This window comes from Streptomyces sp. NPDC017246 (assembly GCF_044331325.1).
In the GTDB taxonomy this organism is placed as follows: Bacteria; Actinomycetota; Actinomycetes; order Streptomycetales; family Streptomycetaceae; genus Streptomyces.
Map to the genome: position 1 here is coordinate 775494 of NZ_JBIRMW010000002.1, position 16731 is coordinate 792224.

General features: G+C 70.6%; 17 protein-coding genes and 1 pseudogene. 9 read left to right on the plus strand and 9 right to left on the minus strand.

Features of this window, described 5'->3' with window-relative positions; genetic code table 11:
* Positions 1–47: 47 nt before the first annotated feature.
* The 5 genes from ACH4MY_RS08385 (at position 48) to ACH4MY_RS08405 (ending at position 2424) form a co-directional block, all read left to right on the plus strand.
* Positions 48–620: a hypothetical protein gene (locus ACH4MY_RS08385; protein ID WP_397999432.1), complete on the plus strand. Its 573-nt coding sequence runs from the start codon at positions 48–50 to the stop codon at positions 618–620.
* A gap of 14 nt (positions 621–634) precedes the next feature.
* Complete coding sequence (locus ACH4MY_RS08390) at positions 635–814, plus strand: hypothetical protein (protein ID WP_397999257.1); 180 nt, start codon at positions 635–637, stop codon at positions 812–814.
* A gap of 117 nt (positions 815–931) precedes the next feature.
* Positions 932–1354: a BlaI/MecI/CopY family transcriptional regulator gene (locus ACH4MY_RS08395; RefSeq protein ID WP_397999260.1), complete on the plus strand. Its 423-nt coding sequence runs from the start codon at positions 932–934 to the stop codon at positions 1352–1354.
* A 9-nt stretch (positions 1355–1363) separates the two neighbouring features.
* A complete protein-coding gene (locus tag ACH4MY_RS08400) occupies positions 1364–1909 on the plus strand; it encodes an amino-acid N-acetyltransferase (RefSeq protein WP_397999263.1) in 546 nt (181 codons plus the stop codon).
* A gap of 179 nt (positions 1910–2088) precedes the next feature.
* Positions 2089–2424: an Lsr2 family protein gene (locus ACH4MY_RS08405; protein WP_189832202.1), complete on the plus strand. Its 336-nt coding sequence runs from the start codon at positions 2089–2091 to the stop codon at positions 2422–2424.
* Here ACH4MY_RS08405 and ACH4MY_RS08410 read toward each other — a convergent pair.
* The gene (locus ACH4MY_RS08410) at positions 2403–2993 is read right to left on the minus strand and encodes an SCO3374 family protein (RefSeq protein WP_397999266.1); all 591 of its coding nucleotides are present in this window, start codon (positions 2991–2993) and stop codon (positions 2403–2405) included. The two genes, ACH4MY_RS08405 and ACH4MY_RS08410, sit on opposite strands and share 22 nt — an antisense overlap.
* 471 nt (positions 2994–3464) lie before the next feature.
* Between ACH4MY_RS08410 and ACH4MY_RS08415 the strand changes: the two genes are divergently transcribed.
* Entirely contained in the window at positions 3465–5987 is a 2523-nt protein-coding gene (locus ACH4MY_RS08415) for an ATP-dependent Clp protease ATP-binding subunit (RefSeq protein ID WP_351900951.1), read from the plus strand.
* 91 nt (positions 5988–6078) lie between these two features.
* Here the strand turns inward: ACH4MY_RS08415 and ACH4MY_RS08420 are convergent.
* A pseudogene (locus ACH4MY_RS08420) lies at positions 6079–6695 on the minus strand (ATP-binding protein); the annotation flags it as partial.
* A 442-nt stretch (positions 6696–7137) separates the two neighbouring features.
* On the opposite strand from ACH4MY_RS08420, the gene ACH4MY_RS08425 reads away from it, so the two are divergent.
* Entirely contained in the window at positions 7138–7842 is a 705-nt protein-coding gene (locus ACH4MY_RS08425; RefSeq protein WP_397999269.1) for a M23 family metallopeptidase, read from the plus strand.
* A 55-nt stretch (positions 7843–7897) separates the two neighbouring features.
* Here ACH4MY_RS08425 and ACH4MY_RS08430 read toward each other — a convergent pair whose 3' ends face one another.
* Positions 7898–8455 (minus strand): TetR/AcrR family transcriptional regulator, encoded by a 558-nt coding sequence (locus ACH4MY_RS08430; protein WP_397999272.1) that lies wholly within the window; start codon positions 8453–8455, stop codon positions 7898–7900.
* 101 nt (positions 8456–8556) lie between these two features.
* On the opposite strand from ACH4MY_RS08430, the gene ACH4MY_RS08435 reads away from it, so the two are divergent.
* Positions 8557–10140 carry an MDR family MFS transporter gene (locus ACH4MY_RS08435; protein WP_397999275.1) on the plus strand — a complete coding sequence of 528 codons (1584 nt, stop codon included), beginning with the start codon at positions 8557–8559 and terminating at the stop codon, positions 10138–10140.
* A 111-nt stretch (positions 10141–10251) separates the two neighbouring features.
* On the opposite strand, the gene cseC is transcribed toward ACH4MY_RS08435, so the two are convergent.
* The 6 genes from cseC to ACH4MY_RS08465 all read right to left on the minus strand — a co-directional run bounded on the left by cseC (position 10252) and on the right by ACH4MY_RS08465 (position 15617).
* Positions 10252–11568: a two-component system sensor histidine kinase CseC gene (gene cseC, locus ACH4MY_RS08440; RefSeq protein WP_397999278.1), complete on the minus strand. Its 1317-nt coding sequence runs from the start codon at positions 11566–11568 to the stop codon at positions 10252–10254.
* Between the two features lie 15 nt (positions 11569–11583).
* Positions 11584–12285, minus strand: a complete 702-nt coding sequence (cseB, locus tag ACH4MY_RS08445; RefSeq protein WP_397999281.1) for a two-component system response regulator CseB — start codon at positions 12283–12285, stop codon at positions 11584–11586.
* 95 nt (positions 12286–12380) lie between these two features.
* Positions 12381–13157, minus strand: a complete 777-nt coding sequence (locus ACH4MY_RS08450; RefSeq protein ID WP_397999284.1) for a hypothetical protein — start codon at positions 13155–13157, stop codon at positions 12381–12383.
* Positions 13145–13717 carry a SigE family RNA polymerase sigma factor gene (locus tag ACH4MY_RS08455; protein WP_397999287.1) on the minus strand — a complete coding sequence of 191 codons (573 nt, stop codon included), beginning with the start codon at positions 13715–13717 and terminating at the stop codon, positions 13145–13147. The genes ACH4MY_RS08450 and ACH4MY_RS08455 overlap by 13 nt, the downstream gene beginning before the upstream one ends.
* A 251-nt stretch (positions 13718–13968) precedes the next feature.
* Positions 13969–14913 (minus strand): A/G-specific adenine glycosylase, encoded by a 945-nt coding sequence (locus ACH4MY_RS08460; RefSeq protein ID WP_397999289.1) that lies wholly within the window; start codon positions 14911–14913, stop codon positions 13969–13971.
* A gap of 32 nt (positions 14914–14945) precedes the next feature.
* The gene (locus tag ACH4MY_RS08465) at positions 14946–15617 is read right to left on the minus strand and encodes a phosphatase PAP2 family protein (protein WP_397999292.1); all 672 of its coding nucleotides are present in this window, start codon (positions 15615–15617) and stop codon (positions 14946–14948) included.
* Between the two features lie 247 nt (positions 15618–15864).
* On the opposite strand from ACH4MY_RS08465, the gene ACH4MY_RS08470 reads away from it, so the two are divergent.
* Positions 15865–16719: a hypothetical protein gene (locus ACH4MY_RS08470; protein ID WP_397999294.1), complete on the plus strand. Its 855-nt coding sequence runs from the start codon at positions 15865–15867 to the stop codon at positions 16717–16719.
* Positions 16720–16731 lie beyond the last annotated feature (12 nt).

Genomic DNA, 16731 nt, shown 5'->3' on the forward strand with positions numbered 1-16731 from the left:
GCGCGTATCGTCGCCCCATGCCCACGCCATACGGAACCCGCGGCGGCATGGCGTTCAGCGCGGACGAGCTGCGTGTGCTCCGCCGTGCCCTCGCCGTCGCCCTCCACCCCGCCCCCCTCCAGGACGAGGACGTCCAGGACGCGCTGCGCCTGGCCGAATCCGTCGACGAGGCCGTGCGCGAGGCCGGCCGGCTGCGCGCCTTCCTCCTCGACGACCTGGCCCGCTACCGCGAGGCCCTCCCCGGGTCCCTCGGCGGCTACCTGGAGCTCCTCCGGGACGCGCTCGCCGCCGGGTACGACCCCGCGGCCGACGACCTCGCCGCCCTGCGCGCGCTCCGCAGCAACCCCGCCGCCGCCGCGCTGCTCGCCCGCTGCCAGATCCTCGCCGAGCGCTCCGTACGCGCGCGCCTGGCCCGGGTCTCCCAGGCCACCACCAGCTCCGCGGCCGCCACCCCCAGAGCCCGGCTGCTCGCCCTCCCCGGCGGCCGTGCGGCGGCCGACGAGCCGAAGCCGACGCCGCCCGCCCCGGCGGAGCGCCCGGTGCCCAAGCCCTCCGAGGTCTTCCCGCCACGCCGGCGGCCCGTACCCCCGCCCCCGCCGGAGGAGCGCGTCGCCGGATAGCTAGTCTGGTCGGCATGGAATACGTATCCGCGCTCCTGCCCCCCATCGTGATGGCCGTGTTCTTCTTCGGCGTCGTCGCCACGATCATCAAGAGCCAGGGTGGTCCGAACAAGGCCAAGGAGGACGCGGTCGTGGACGCCGCGTTCGCCCGCGCCGAGGCCACGCGCCAGGCGGACGGCACCACCTCCGGCTGAGCCCCCGCGGGCGGCCGCAGCACCCGGGACGTACGACCCTTCGAGGTCGTACGTCCTTTTTTGCGTTTCCCTCCGCCAATGACCGCTGATAGGTGTTTTGCGCACTAAAGTGGCGGTGTGCCCCGTCCTTTGGGAGAGCTCGAAGACGCCGTCATGACGCGCGTCTGGCAATGGAACCGTCCGGTGACCGTCCGGGAAGTTCTGGAGGACCTTCAGCAGGAACGGTCCATCGCCTACACCACCGTCATGACCGTCATGGACAATCTCCATCAGAAGGGCTGGGTCCGCAGAGAAGTCGACGGCCGCGCCTATCGATATACGGCGGTCTCCACCCGTGCCGCATACGCGGCCGCGCTGATGAACGAGGGATGGGCTCAGAGCGACAACCCGGCCGCCGCGCTCGTCGCCTTCTTCGGCATGATGTCGCAGGACCAGCGCGAAGCCCTGAACGACGCCATCCGTATCGTCCAGCGCGACAACCCGCTTCCCGCCCCGCCGCCCGAGGAGGGCGCCGAAGGATCCGGGGCCCGGGAGCGATAGCGTCCCCCCATGTCGCCGTCTGCTTCCCAGGCCGCCTCCGCGGCCTCCGCCAAAGCCGTCACCGTACGCAGGGCCCGCACCGGAGATGTCGCCGCGGTCCGCCGTCTCGTCGATCCCTTCGTCAGCCGCGGCATCCTCCTCGACAAGGCGACCGTCACCCTTTACGAGGCCATCCAGGAGTTCTGGGTGGCGGAACGCGACGAGGACGCCACCGTCGTCGGCTGCGGCGCACTCCACGTCATGTGGGAAGACCTCGCGGAAGTCCGCACTCTCGCCGTCGATCCCGACTTCAAGGGCGCCGGAGTGGGACATCAGGTGCTCGACAAGTTGTTGCACACCGCCCGATGGCTCGGGGTGCGGCGGGTATTCTGCCTGACCTTCGAAGTCGACTTCTTCGCGAAGCACGGCTTCGTCGAGATCGGCGAGACCCCGGTCGACGGAGATGTCTACAGCGAGCTCCTCCGTTCCTATGACGAGGGAGTCGCGGAGTTCCTCGGTCTCGAACGAGTGAAGCCGAACACCTTGGGCAACAGCCGGATGCTTCTGCACCTGTGACGGGGAACCCGCGCTGAACGCCGGGAGGAACCCCGAACGGAACCCCGCACGGAACCCTATGTCCGAATCGCGTACGTTTCCCGCGTTGCCGGGGTTCTGAACCTCTCCCAGGGGTTTGTGTTTTTCCGGGAAAAGCGGTTTCCTTTCCGCGTACTGCATTTTCGATGAAAGGAAATCCGGTGGCACAGAAGGTTCAGGTCCTTCTTGTCGACGACCTCGACGGCGTCGAGGCGGACGAGACCGTGACGTTCGCGCTGGACGGCAAGACCTACGAGATCGACCTCACCACCGCCAACGCGGAAAAGCTCCGTGGCCTGCTCGAGCCGTACACCAAGAGCGGTCGTCGCACCGGTGGTCGCACCACCGGCGGACGCGGCAAGGGCCGTGCCGTGGCGACGGGCAGCCAGGACACCGCGAAGATCCGTGCGTGGGCCAAGGAGAACAACTACAACGTGAACGACCGCGGTCGCGTACCCGCCGACATCAAGGCTGCCTACGAGGACGCGAACCGCTGAGGCGGCAGCTGCTGAGCCTCCGGCCCCCGGGCCCGGGCACTCAGCAGCCGCACCCGGTGGCACTCCGCGGCGGCGGCGGCCACGAGACGCACCAAGCAGGGGGCACCCGCATCGCCCCACGGCGCGGACCGCAGCGCCGGCAGCGAGGACTCGACCTCGCGACCCGGTGCCGGGGCCCGCAGCCACACGGCGGCGCCCGGCGTGCCGGATCCGCCCCGCCCCGGGGGAAGGGGCGCGGTCATCCGGCCGTCGGCGCCCAGCACCGCCAGGTCCAGCGAGATCCCGCCCCACTCGAGCCAGTCGAGCAGGCCCGGTAGCTCCTCCGCGCTTCCCGCGGCCACGAGCAGCCGCATCCGGCGCCCCAGAAGGGCCACCGGACCCGTGGCCGGGCCCATGCGGCGCAGCACGCCGCGGCCGGCCGTGGCGGGCAGCTCCAGGACGTCGAAGCGCAGCCCCGTGACCAGCTGCACCGGCGGCCCCGCCACCGTCGCCCAGCCGAGCTCGTGCTCGTACCACCGCGCCAGACCACCGTCGAGCGGCGTACGGGGAAGCGGGACGGTGAAGACCATGCCCGGGGAACTCCCGCGAGGGCGCGTTGGTTACGCCGACGGGCCGCCGCGGTGACAATCGGTCCCCCTCCGAACGCGCAAGGTGTCCGGGATGGGGCCTACGAGTGCATTCGGCCGCGCAAGGGTGTTCGCTGGTAGCGGAGGGAACCGGGGTGCGCCGCATGGAGTGTCAGTGCTTACGGGTAAGACATTCCTAGTGGAGAGGGGCGACTCGCGGGCTTCGGCGTCTCACGTTCGCCATCGGCGTACTGATGACGCGGCTAACTACTTGGCCTGCGGGAACATCGTCTCGCACCATCGGGTTGGAGCATTTGTCGGCTGTTCGGCAGCAGGTCTCCCCGCGGAAGAGGGGGTGATCCGGACGGATGTCGGCAGTTGGAATGAGCGGTCCCCGCTTGCGGGACTAAGCTGCGGAAGGACAGGGAGGGGATCGACCCCTAACTGACTGACCGCTCTGAGGAGCGATTAACGATGTTCGAGAGGTTCACCGACCGCGCGCGGCGGGTTGTCGTCCTGGCTCAGGAAGAAGCCCGGATGCTCAACCACAACTACATCGGCACCGAGCACATCCTTCTGGGCCTTATCCACGAGGGTGAGGGTGTCGCCGCTAAGGCCCTGGAGAGCCTCGGGATTTCGCTCGAGGCGGTCCGCCAGCAGGTGGAGGAGATCATCGGGCAGGGGCAGCAGGCCCCGTCCGGGCACATCCCCTTCACCCCTCGCGCCAAGAAGGTCCTGGAGCTCTCGCTCCGTGAGGCCCTCCAGCTCGGCCACAACTACATCGGCACCGAGCACATCCTGCTCGGCCTGATCCGCGAGGGCGAGGGCGTCGCCGCCCAGGTCCTCGTGAAGCTGGGCGCCGACCTCAACCGGGTGCGGCAGCAGGTCATCCAGCTGCTCTCCGGCTACCAGGGCAAGGAAGCCGCCACCGCCGGCGGTCCTGCCGAGGGCACCCCCTCGACGTCCCTGGTCCTCGACCAGTTCGGTCGCAACCTCACCCAGGCGGCCCGCGAGTCCAAGCTCGACCCGGTCATCGGGCGCGAGAAGGAGATCGAGCGGGTCATGCAGGTGCTGTCCCGCCGCACCAAGAACAACCCGGTCCTCATCGGCGAGCCCGGCGTCGGCAAGACCGCCGTCGTCGAGGGCCTGGCGCAGGCCATCGTCAAGGGCGAGGTGCCCGAGACCCTCAAGGACAAGCACCTCTACACCCTGGACCTCGGCGCGCTGGTCGCCGGCTCCCGCTACCGCGGTGACTTCGAGGAGCGCCTGAAGAAGGTCCTCAAGGAGATCCGCACCCGCGGCGACATCATCCTGTTCATCGACGAGCTCCACACCCTCGTGGGTGCGGGTGCCGCCGAGGGCGCGATCGACGCTGCCAGCATCCTCAAGCCGATGCTGGCCCGCGGTGAGCTCCAGACCATCGGCGCCACCACGCTCGACGAGTACCGGAAGTACCTGGAGAAGGACGCGGCCCTCGAGCGCCGCTTCCAGCCGATCCAGGTCGCCGAGCCGTCGCTGCCGCACACCATCGAGATCCTCAAGGGTCTGCGCGACCGGTACGAGGCCCACCACCGGGTCTCCATCACCGACGAGGCCCTCGTCCAGGCCGCGACCCTGGCCGACCGGTACATCTCGGACCGCTTCCTCCCGGACAAGGCGATCGACCTGATCGACGAGGCCGGCTCCCGAATGCGCATCCGCCGGATGACCGCGCCGCCGGACCTCCGCGAGTTCGACGAGAAGATCGCCGGCGTCCGCCGCGACAAGGAGTCCGCGATCGACTCGCAGGACTTCGAGAAGGCCGCCTCGCTCCGCGACAAGGAGAAGCAGCTTCTCGCCGCGAAGGCCAAGCGCGAGAAGGAGTGGAAGGCCGGCGACATGGACGTCGTGGCCGAGGTCGACGGCGATCTGATCGCCGAGGTCCTCGCGACGGCCACCGGCATCCCGGTCTTCAAGCTGACCGAGGAGGAGTCCAGCCGCCTGCTCCGCATGGAGGACGAGCTCCACAAGCGCGTCATCGGGCAGAAGGACGCCGTCATCGGCCTCTCGCGGGCCATCCGCCGTACGCGTGCCGGTCTGAAGGACCCGAAGCGCCCCGGTGGCTCGTTCATCTTCGCCGGTCCTTCCGGTGTCGGTAAGACCGAGCTTTCGAAGGCGCTCGCCGAATTCCTCTTCGGCGACGAGGACGCGATGATCTCCCTCGACATGTCGGAGTTCAGCGAGAAGCACACGGTTTCCCGTCTCTTCGGTTCGCCGCCCGGATACGTCGGCTACGAAGAGGGCGGCCAGCTCACCGAGAAGGTGCGCCGCAAGCCGTTCTCCGTCGTCCTCTTCGACGAGGTCGAGAAGGCCCACCCCGATATCTTCAATTCCCTTCTCCAGATCCTGGAGGACGGTCGCCTGACCGACTCCCAGGGCCGGGTCGTGGACTTCAAGAACACGGTCATCATCATGACGACCAACCTCGGGACCAGGGACATCTCGAAGGGCTTCAACCTGGGCTTCGCGGCCCAGGGCGACACGAAGTCCAACTACGAGCGGATGAAGGCGAAGGTCAGCGACGAGCTGAAGCAGCACTTCCGCCCGGAGTTCCTCAACCGTGTGGACGACATCATCGTCTTCCCGCAGCTGACCCAGGACGACATCCTCCAGATCGTCGACCTCATGGTCGGTCGCGTCGACGAGCGCCTCAAGGACCGGGACATGGGCCTCGAGCTCTCCCAGTCCGCGAAGGAGCTGCTCGCCAAGAAGGGTTACGACCCGGTGATGGGCGCCCGGCCGCTGCGCCGGACGATCCAGCGCGAGATCGAGGACACGCTCTCGGAGAAGATCCTCTTCGGCGAGCTGCGCCCCGGTCACATCGTGGTCGTGGACACGGAGGGCGAGGGCGAGGAGCGCACCTTCACCTTCCGCGGCGAGGAGAAGACGGCTCTGCCGGACGCCCCGCCGATCGAGGCGACGGGCGGCACGGGCCCGAACCTGTCGAAGGACGCGTGACACCGCGCTGAGCGTGTAGCGCCGAAGGGGCGGCCCCGGAACCTGATCGGTTCCGGGGCCGCCCCTCTTCGTGTCCGCGGGAGACTCGTGCCGGTCGGGGCGTCCTGCGGATCATCTCGTCCAGCTTCGCGATGAGCTCGCTCCGCCCGCGGGTCTCTTCCACCAGGCTGCGGGCCACGAACGTGGAGCGCTGGGTGAAGAACTCCAGGATGTGGAGGCAGGCCCACTCCGTCATCGACTCCAGGTAGCGGACCGAGTCGGTGGAGAGGCCGTCCGGGGCCGGGGCCGCCGCCCGCAGGCTCCGGGCGAGGGCGCGGTGGCCGAGGCGGACGGCCTGGACGTCGTCCAGGCCGAGCTCGCCGAGGGTCAGGAGGGCCAGGAGGGTCGCCGCGAGGGTGTCGGTGACGGCCTCGGTCTCGTCGCGGGGGAAGGGGGCCGCTCGCCGCCCTTGCCGCCCTCCGCGGCCGAGCGGGCGACCAGGGTGGCCGCGAGCCTGCGGACGTCCTTCTCGGCGAGGGTGGCCCTCTCCCCGCGGAAGGAGACCAGGGAGGAGAGCCGGATCTTCTCCGACCGGGAGATGAGACCGGCCCCCGGACCGTCGCTGACCAGCAGTTTCTTCAGGAGTGGGCCGATCGCGGCCGAGGCGAGGCGCGCGCCGGTGAGTGCCGGTTCCCTGTGTGTCCCCCCGTGGGTCCCCGAAGCGGTCAGCGCAGTGCGGGAGGGCCTTCGGGACGGGTCGGTCGCGTGACCCAGATCCCATTGGAGGCGGGGGCCTGGTGACAAGGCGCACAGGGGTTTCGGGGGGTACTAACCGGAATAGTGGCGACCTTTGGTGCTGTTTCGGGATGTTCTGGAGTGAACGGTCGGGACCTTGGTCCCGGAGGGTCCCGAACCGGACGTCGTGCGGCGTTTTCGGCGGTTCCGGACAAGGGTGACGTGCGGATAAACCGGTTCTCTTGTGCCGGTATGTCCGATTTCGAAGGAGGCTTCGAGGCGCGTCAAGGGCTGAACCTCTCCGGAGATCGCTACGAGGTGATGTCGTAGATGGGGTGTTTTGGGCTGGCTGGGGGTCCGGGTTACCAAGGATGAGCAAGCCCGACGCAGAGCACCGATCGCGCCGGGTCCCGTACTCCCCGGAGGTTTCCCCCGTATGTCGAAGCGCATGAACCCCGCCGCCCGTGTCACCGTCGTCGCTCTTGCCGCCGCCGGCCTGGGAGCGACGATGGTGACCGGAGCAGGGTCCGCCTTCGCCGCCGAGGGCAAGGCCGTCGCCGCCCCTGTCGCGGTGACCGCGTCCGCCGCCGTCGCCGCTCAGGCCGACGCCCAGGCGCACGTCGCCGCTCAGGTGAAGGCCGCCGCCGCGAAGGCCACGGCCGCCAAGAAGGTCGCCGCGGTCAAGAAGGTCGCCGTCAAGCCGGTCGCGGCCAAGAAGGCCCCGTCCTGGGTCAAGCCGGTCTCCGCGTACACCCTGTCCGCCAGCTACAACCAGGGCGGCGCCATGTGGGCCCACAAGCACTCCGGCCAGGACTTCGCCGTTCCGGTCGGCACCCCGGTCAAGGCCGCGGGTTCGGGCACCGTCGTGAAGGCCGGCCCGAACGGCGGCGGCGACGGCCCCGCGTACGGCAACGCGATCGTCGTCAAGCACGCCAACGGCACGTACTCGCAGTACGCCCACCTGTCGAAGATCAAGGTGCACATCGGCTCGAAGGTCATGGTCGGCCAGCAGATCGCCCTTTCGGGCAACACCGGCAACTCCTCCGGCCCCCATCTGCACTTCGAGATCCGTACGACCCCGAACTACGGCTCTGCCGTGAACCCGGCCGCCTTCCTGCGGTCCCACGGCGTCTCCATCTGAGCCGTGTGAACCGTCCGGCCCGCGCCGGACGCCTGTTTCAACCGCATATGACGCTTCACCGGGCCCCGTGGGCCTGGTTGAGCAGATCGAGGGCGACCTCGAGGGTGGCCCTGTGCTTCTCCTCGGTGTCGCCCTCGATGTTCTGGGTGAAGAACGTGCCCGCGTGCAGCGTGAAGATCGCGCTGACGCAGCGCACCTTGTCCACCATCGAGAAGTCCGGCTCCTGGATCAGGCCGGTCAGCGTGATCATGCGCTCCTTGAAGGTGAGGCCGACGCTGAGCTCGCGGACCGTGGCCTGGTTCTCCTGCATGAAGCGGAAGAGCGGGGCCGCCGCGCGCAGTGCCACCTGGTAGCGGCGCAGGACCTCCTGCCGGGTCTCCAGGGTGCGGGGCTGTTCCTGGGCCCAGGTGATCAGCTCGTCCATGGGGCGGGTCAGGTCCTCGAAGATCCCGACGAGGATGTCTTCCTTGGTCTTGAAGTGGTAGTAGAGGGCGGCTTTGGTGACGTCGAGGCGTTCCGCGATCTCGCGCAGGGAGGTCTTCTCGTAACCGTGCTCGGCGAAGAGGTCCAGGGCCACGTCCTGGATGCGCTGGCGGGTGTTGCCTCGGGCCACGACTGCCCTCCACTTTCCAAAGAACTTACTTGACGACCGGCAAGTTACGGGTCTACCGTCCCCAGTGTAGTAACTAGCCGGGCGGCAAGTAAGGGAATGACATGACGACGCAAGCGACAGCGGGACCGGCACAGGGGGAGACGGAACAGCAGCCACGCAGCGTCCGCGTCGTCCTCCTCGCCCTGATGATCGCGATGCTCCTCGCGATGCTGGACAACATGATCATCGGCACCGCGATGCCGACGATCGTCGGCGAGCTCGGCGGCCTGGAGCACCTCGCCTGGGTCGTCACCGCCTACACCCTGGCCACCGCCGCCTCCACCCCCCTCTGGGGCAAGCTCGGCGACATGTTCGGCCGCAAGGGCGTCTTCCTCACCTCGATCGTGATCTTCCTGATCGGATCGGCACTCAGCGGCATGGCCCAGGACATGGGCCAGCTCATCGGCTTCCGGGCCATCCAGGGCCTCGGCGCCGGCGGCCTCATGGTCGGCGTCATGGCGATCATCGGTGACCTGATCCCGCCCCGCGAGCGGGGCAAGTACCAGGGCATGATGGCCGGCGTCATGGCACTCGCCATGATCGGCGGACCCCTCGTCGGCGGCACCATCACCGACCACTGGGGCTGGCGCTGGTCCTTCTACATCAACCTGCCGCTCGGCATCGTCGCCCTCGCCATGGTCACCACCGTCCTGCACCTGCCGAAGAAGCAGCGTGCCACCGGCACCCGGATCGACTTCCTCGGCGCAGCGCTCCTGACCGTCGGCATCACCGCGATCGTCCTCGTCACCACCTGGGGCGGCACGGAGTACGCCTGGGGCTCGGCCACCATCGTCGGCCTCGCGGTCGGCGGAGCCCTCTCGCTCGCCGCCTTCCTGTGGGTGGAGACCCGGGCGAGCGACCCGATCATGCCGCTGCACATCTTCCGCAGCCGCAACTTCACCCTGATGTCCCTGATCGGCTTCATCACCGGCTTCGTGATGTTCGGCGCGGTGCTCTACCTGCCGATCTTCCAGCAGTCCGTCCAGGGCGCCTCGGCGACCAACTCCGGTCTGCTGCTCCTGCCGATGCTGCTGTCGATGATGGTCGTCTCGCTGCTCGTCGGCCGCTTCACCACCAGCACGGGCAAGTACAAGATCTTCCCGATCGCGGGCGGCGCCCTCATGACGGTCGGTCTCTTCCTGCTCTCCACGATGGACACCGGCACCTCGCGGCTGACCTCGGGCGTCTACATGGCCGTCCTCGGCGCCGGCATGGGCTTCCTGATGCAGATCACCATGCTGGTCGCCCAGAACAGCGTCGAGATGAAGGACATGGGCGTCGCCTCGTCCTCCACCACCCTCTTCCGGACGCTCGGCTCCTCCTTCGGCGTCGCGATCATGGGCGCGCTCTTCACGAGCCGCGTCCAGGACGAGATGGCGGCGCGCGGCGGGTCCGGGCTCACCGAGCGGACGGCCCAGCTCGACGCGGCGAGCCTGGCCAAGCTGCCGCAGGCGCTCCGCGAGGCCTACCAGCACGCGGTCTCCTCGGGCACCCACGGTGCCTTCGTGGTCGCCGCCTCGGTCTCCGTCCTCGCCTTCGCCCTCGCCTTCTTCGTCAAGGAGGTGGCGCTCCGCGGCGCCGGCCCCGAGGCGGCCCCGAAGGCCCCGGCGGAGGGTGACACGGCGAAGGTCACCGAGGCGGTCTGATCCCGTCCGGAGGTACGGGACGGGACGATCCCGTCCCGTAGCAGCTGTAGGTACGGCGGTGGGGCCGGTCCCGGAACGGGGGCCGGCCCCACCGCCGTACCCGCGGAAAGATCAGTTCGGCGGCCGCAGGACAGGAAAGCTGCCCGTGTTGGTCGGGGCGTGGTCCGGCAGCCACAGCACGGCGATCGCGCCGCCCACCCCGTTCGGCGCCGCCTCGGAGGCCACGTTCCGGAAGGTGAGCCGGGCGCCGAGGACCCTGGCCTGGCCCGCCGCGATCGTCAGGCCCAGGCCGTGGCCCTGGCCCGCACGGTCGCTCGTCCCCGTACGGAACCGGCTCGGCCCCTCCTTGAGGAGCGCCTCGGGGAAGCCGGGGCCGTGGTCGCGGACGCGCACGACCCGGCCCTCGACGGTGACCTCCACCGGCGGCTTGCCGTGCTTGGCGGCGTTCGCGAGGAGATTGCCCAGGACCCGCTCCAGGCGCCGGGGGTCGGTGTTCACCCAGGAGTCGTGGACGACCCGGACGACGACCTCGGGGTCGAGGGCCCGCACCCGCCGCTCCACGAACTCGCCGAGCGCGATCTCCTGGAGCTCCGCCCGCTCCGACGCGCTGTCCAGCCGGGCCACCTCCAGGACGTCCTCGACCAGCGTCCGCATGGCCTGCGCCCGGTCCCGTACGAGCTCGGTGGGACGGCCCGGCGGCAGCAGCTCGGCGGCGGTGAGCAGCCCGGTGACGGGGGTGCGCAGCTCGTGCGCGATGTCCGCGGTGACCCGCCGCTCGGCCTCGATCCGTTCGTTGAGGGCGTCGGTCAGGGCGTCGACCGCCCAGGCCAGGTCGTCGGTCTCGTCCCGTACGACCCCGCCGACGGCCTCCCTGACCCGGACGTCCGTGTTCCCCTGGGCGACCCGGCCGGCCGCGACGGCGGCCTTCCGCAGCCGCCGCGAGAGCTGGCCGCCGATGAGCACACCGAGCGCGCAGCCGCCGAAGACCACCGAGACGGAGCCGATGACGAGGGCCCGGTCCAGATCGTTCATGATCATGGCGCTGCGGTCGGCGAAGGGGATGTGCAGGGAGAGGACGTCCCCGTTGGCGAGCGGCACGGCCGCCCACACGTCGGGCGGCCCGCCGTGCCGGTGCTCCTGCACGTAGGTACCGCGCCGCTTGTCCCGCATCAGCTGGTCGAGCTGGGCCGGCAGCGAGGGGTCGTTGATCTTGGTGCCGAAGCGCGGCTCCTTGGGCTTCGACGTCTCGTACATCCGCTGGGCGAAGAGCAGCCGCTCCATCTGCACCTCGCGCGCGTTGTCGAGCATCGAGATGCGGGCGGCGTTGTGCACGACCACGCTGAGGGTGACCGCGATCAGTGCGCCGACCGCCGCGATGGCGACGGCGATCTTCCAGCGGACCCCGGTACGGAGGGGGAACGGCTTCACCGGTACGTGTCCGCCCTAGCTCTTGAGCTTGTAGCCGAAGCCGCGGACCGTCTCGATCCTGTCCTGGCCGATCTTGGCGCGCAGCCGCTGCACATGGACGTCGACGACCCGGGTGTCGCCGCCCCAGCCGTAGTCCCAGACCCGCTCCAGGAGCTTGTCCCGGGAGAGCACGGTGCCCGGTGCGGACGAGAACTCCAGGAGCAGCCGCATCTCGGTCGGGGTCAGCGCGACCGGCGTCCCGCCCTTGCGGACCTCCATGCCCTCGGTGTCGACCTCCAGGTCGCCGAAGACGAGGAGCCCGCCGCCGTCCGGGGCGCCGTCCCCCTGCTCGCCGGCGCCGCCGCCCGCGTGCCCGAAGCGGCGCAGGACTGCGCGGATACGGGCCATGAGGACGGAGCCGTCGAAGGGCTTGGTGACGTAGTCGTCGGCCCCGGCCTCCAGGCCGAGGACGACGTCGATCGAGTCGGCGCGCGCCGACAGCATGATCACCGGCACCGTCGACTCGTCGCGGATCCGGCGGCAGAGGCTGACCCCGTCCATGCCGGGCAGCATCACGTCGAGCAGGGCGATGTCCGGCCGCTGCGCGCGGAAGGCGTCGAGGCCGGAGAGCCCGTCGGGCATGGCGGTGACCCGGAAGCCGTCCCGCTCCAGGGCGAGCTGGGTGGCCTCACGGATGACGTCGTCGTCCTCGACGAACAGGACATGGGTTTCGGCCATCGTGCGTGCCCTTCGGGTTGTGCGCTGCTGCTGCCGCGTGCGTGAGGTCCACGGCTCTGACACGGATTTTGGTGTACGGCTCCGGCGGGCACCGCTCAGTTCGCGCCGGGCTCGCTCGGCGCGGGCTCCTCGACGGCCGCGCCGCCGACCCCGCCGTCACCGACGGCCCGGCTGTAGTCGTTGTGGACCCAGTCGTGCTGGGTGAACTTGTTGCCCGACCAGCGGTAGGTGATCACGTCCTCGCCCGAGGGGTACGCGACCGGGTCGCCCTTCGCGTACACCTGCTTGGTGACGATGAGCTCGCCCCGGTCGATCGTCGCGTACACCGCCGCGTCCTCCGCCATGAAGACGTTCTCGTACCGGTCGTTCTGCTTCCGGTAGACGTAGGTGCCGATGCCGACGGCGTCGCCGCAGGTCATCACGTTGACGACGACGTCGGGCGCGGGCGCGTTGGTGAGATTGCCGTAGGAGGCGTCCACCGGGTACGCGTCGGCGACGCACGGCTTCAGATCGGTCTTGAGCCGCTCACCGATCTTCGGATCGGCCTTGAGCAGCTCGATCGGATCCACCCGGTCGGCGGACCGCTGCCCACCGTCGGACGAGGGGGCGGGGTTCGGGGCCGTCGCGGCCGTCTCACGGGAGCCGGCCGCGCCCTCGTCGCGGGAACCGGTGCCGCCTGTGGAGCAGGCGACCATGGACAGCCCGACGGCGACGAGCCCGGCCGCCGCCGTGATGCTCGCCGCCTTGGCGGTACGACGCCGGCGGCGCCGCCCGGTTCCGTACCGGTCGTCGCCGCCGGGGCCGTCACCGCTGTCGGTGCCGCCGTCGCCGTCGTGTCTTCTGCCGTCGGCTTCGCCGTCTAGGCCGCGCACCGCTCCCGCCCCCGTTCGTCGCCTCGTACGGTCGTCCGCTGCCCGGTCCGCCCCGACGCACGGGCGTCGAGGTCACGGCTCTCCAGCTCCTGACGGAGCCGGGCGAGCGCCCGGTGGAGCGTCGACTTCACCGTACCCGTCGACATGCCGAGCGCCGCCGCCGTCTCCTCGGTGCTCATCTGTTCCCAGTGACGCAGGACGACGACGCTGCGCTGCTTCGGCGCGAGCACCTTCAGGACGTCCATGAGGAGGGCCCGGTCGGCGTGCTGCTCGGTCGGGTCGTCGACACAGGCGTCCGGGAGCTGCTCGGTGGGCACCTCTTCGAGCTTGCGGGAGCGCCACCACTCGGTGCGGGTGTTGATCATGACCCGGCGGAGGTAGGCGTCGGCCAGGGACTTGTCGGCGATGCCGTCCCAGCGGCCGAAGGTACGGGCGAGGGCCGTCTGGAGCAGGTCCTGGGCGTCGACGGGGTCGGCGACGAGACGACGTGCACTGCGCAGCAGTGCGTCCTGCCGCGTGCGTACGTACTCCTCGAAATCGAGCACCTCGCCATGCCTCATCCGAACCGCCTCCGAACCCCGTGACCAGCTTTGTTCCTCGTGTCGTGGACGACGCTACGGAGCGGTTGTCACGGGGTTGTGCGGGGCAGCCGTCGGTGGACGCACGGCTACCCATCGGTTGTGTAACAGCGGGGGAGGAGACGATTGCCGGCGGCCCCGGAGGGGCAGCGGGACGCGGGGCGGGGCCGGCCCGGGTCGCGGAGAGAGGCCGGCCCGGGCCGCGGGAAGGGACGGAGGGGCGGGGAAAGGCCTCAGGACGCGGGCAGCCGGTAGAGCCCGCCGTCCAGCGGCTCGACGAGACCGTCGGCGACCAGACCGTCCAGGGCCCTGGCCCGCTGCACCGGCTCGTCCCAGACCGTGTCCAGAACCGCCTGCGCCACCGGTTCCGCGGACTCCCGCAGCACCGCGAGGAGCCGGCCCCGGACCTGACGGTCGGTCCCCGCGTACGTCTGACCGCGCCGCGGCGGGCCGTCGTGCGCCGGCTTCCCCGAGAGCCGCCAGGCGCACTGCCCCGAGATCGGGCAGCGCGTGCAGTCCTCGTTCTTCGCCGTGCACACGAGCGCGCCCAGCTCCATCGAGGCGGCGGCCCAGCGGGACGCCGTCCCCTCGTCCTCCGGCAGCAGCGCGCGGGCGAGCCGCCGCTCGGCGGCCGTGGTCGCGTTCGGCGGATACTGGACGCCGGTCGCCGCCCGGGCGAAGACCCGGCGCACATTGGTGTCCAGGACCGCGTGCCGCTGCCCGTACGCGAAGGAGGCCACCGCCGCCGCCGTGTACTCGCCGATGCCGGGCAGCGCGAGCAGCTGCCCGTGGTCGCTCGGTACGTCGCCGCCGTGCCGTTCCGTTATGGCGACGGCCGCCGCGTGCAGCCGCAGCGCACGGCGCGGGTAGCCGAGCCGGCCCCAGGCACGGACCGCCTCGCCGGAGGCGTCGGCGGCCAGGTCGGCCGGGCGCGGCCAGCGCGCGAGCCACTGCTCGTACACGGGGAGCACCCGGACGACGGGGGTCTGCTGGAGCATGAACTCGCTGACCATGACGCCCCAGGCACCGGCCTCGGGGCGGCGCCAGGGCAGGTCACGGGCGTGCCGGTCGAACCAGGCGAGGACGGGCCCGTGCAGTTCGGCGGGGGGCGTCGGGAGAACGGGGGCTCGGGGGGCTTCGGAGGCCTCGGAAGCGAGGGGCGCGTCGATGGAAGTCATGGCACCCCGATCCTGGCACGTCCGGGACGTGATCAGTACGCGCCGTGGCGCGCCCGCCGGGGTCGCTCGGCGTGCGCGGGGGCGTGTGCCCGGGGCCCGCGCCCCGCGCACCACACCACGGCCGCGTTCCGGCTCGACCTGGCCGTCTCCACCAGGGTCCCCACCGGCCGGACCGCCGCCCGCATGACGAGGAAGGCGACCAGACCGCCGAGGAGCAGACCGACGGTCACGTCGTGCGGGTAGTGCACGCCGACGAAGACCCGGGAGAACGCCATCAGCAGGGCCATCGGCACGGTCAGCCAGACGAGTCCGCGCCAGGACAGGGCGAGCGCGATCGCGGCGGCTCCCGCGATGGCCGAGTGGTTGCTGGGGAAGGACCAGTCACCGTGCGGCGGGCAGGTGACGAGCGAGACGGGCGCCCCGACGACCGCGCGGCACGGGCGTTCCTCGTCGATCAGCGACTTCAGCGCCTCGCTCACCACGTATCCGAAGGCGGTGGCGAGCGGGGCGAGCAGCGCGAGCGCCATCATCCGGCTCGAACCCTCGCGGGAGCGCCACCAGCCGGCCAGGAACAGCACGCCGAAAAGAAGGAGTCCGGCCTCGGTCCAGACCTCGGCGAGTACCTGGAACCAGTGGGGTGTGGAGTGGGCGAAGTCGGCCACATCGAGATACAGCCGGTCGGAGAGGTCGAGGAGGGTGTTCATGGTGCACGACGCTAACCGGAATCCGGAGTGCCCCGCCCCGGGCCAACGGCCAGAGCGACCCCCGACGAAAGTGAGGGGTCCGTCGATTCGCGTCGGTTCCCGCCGGTTTCGGACGGGGCCGCGCGGGGTTCGGGCGCGGTCCCGGGAAAAGTTCCCGGAACCGACGGATGTGATCATCGGCAAAACTTGATGCCTGGAGCGGCGGGTGGGGCGGGAGTTGGGCCCGATCTCTCGTAAGGTTCGGGTCGTGGGATCTTTGCGCAATCCGGTCGGGCCGCTTCCCTCCACCATCTACTGGCGACGGAGGGCGGTGGCGGCGTGCCTGGTGACGCTTCTCGCACTCCTCACCGTCTGGGCCGTCACCTCCGGTGACGGAGGCGGGAAGAAGCAGAACGACGCGGCCAACGGCTCCTCTCCCACCCCGCCCTCGATCACCCCGGGCCCCTCCGGCAGCGGAGAGGCGATCAGCCAACAGCCGGGCGGCCGCGACGAGTCGGGCGACTCCGGCGAGACCACCGGCGGCGACGGCAACGGCGACGGCGGCTCCGGTACGGACGCGGGAGCGGGCGGCGACGCCGGTACGACCGCGGGCACGGCAGCCGGCACCGACGGCGGCGGCAAGAACGGCGACACCGACGGAGCGGGTGGCGACGGAGGTGCGGGCACCGGAGCGGGACAGCAGGTCCCGGCCGACTCCCCGCTCCCCAACTGTCCGCCCGGAGCGCTTCAGTTGACCCTCCGCAGTGCCAACGTCAGCTACGAGGCGGGGGAGAGGCCCCGCTTCCACCTCGTCGCCAAGAACACCTCGAACGCCGCCTGCAAGGCCGACTTCGGTCCCCGCAGCGCGGTGCTGACGATCAGCGACAAGCAGGACGACGAGATCTGGTCCTCCGCGGACTGCCCGCGCCCCGGCAACCCGGTCCTGCTCCGCGTCCCCGCGCACGCCACCGTCACCCACACCGTGGAATGGGACCGCAGGCAGAGCGCACCCCGGTGCGCCACCGCCCCGACGGGCCAGGCCGGCCCCGGAACCTACCTCGTGGAGGCGACGATGCCGGGCGCCAAGGTGCTCCCGGCCTCGTTCACGCTCGCCAAGGACTGACCGTCCGGGGAA

Coding starts and splice junctions, on each gene's coding strand:
- ACH4MY_RS08460 (WP_397999289.1), bottom strand. CDS start 14,913: ATGACTTCCATCGACGCGCCCCTCGCTTCCGAGGCCTCCGAAGCCCCC.
- ACH4MY_RS08465 (WP_397999292.1), bottom strand. CDS start 15,617: ATGAACACCCTCCTCGACCTCTCCGACCGGCTGTATCTCGATGTGGCC.
- ACH4MY_RS08385 (WP_397999432.1), top strand. CDS start 48: ATGGCGTTCAGCGCGGACGAGCTGCGTGTGCTCCGCCGTGCCCTCGCC.
- ACH4MY_RS08400 (WP_397999263.1), top strand. CDS start 1,364: ATGTCGCCGTCTGCTTCCCAGGCCGCCTCCGCGGCCTCCGCCAAAGCC.
- ACH4MY_RS08425 (WP_397999269.1), top strand. CDS start 7,138: ATGTCGAAGCGCATGAACCCCGCCGCCCGTGTCACCGTCGTCGCTCTT.
- ACH4MY_RS08410 (WP_397999266.1), bottom strand. CDS start 2,993: ATGGTCTTCACCGTCCCGCTTCCCCGTACGCCGCTCGACGGTGGTCTG.
- ACH4MY_RS08455 (WP_397999287.1), bottom strand. CDS start 13,717: ATGAGGCATGGCGAGGTGCTCGATTTCGAGGAGTACGTACGCACGCGG.
- ACH4MY_RS08390 (WP_397999257.1), top strand. CDS start 635: ATGGAATACGTATCCGCGCTCCTGCCCCCCATCGTGATGGCCGTGTTC.
- cseB (WP_397999281.1), bottom strand. CDS start 12,285: ATGGCCGAAACCCATGTCCTGTTCGTCGAGGACGACGACGTCATCCGT.
- ACH4MY_RS08415 (WP_351900951.1), top strand. CDS start 3,465: ATGTTCGAGAGGTTCACCGACCGCGCGCGGCGGGTTGTCGTCCTGGCT.
- ACH4MY_RS08435 (WP_397999275.1), top strand. CDS start 8,557: ATGACGACGCAAGCGACAGCGGGACCGGCACAGGGGGAGACGGAACAG.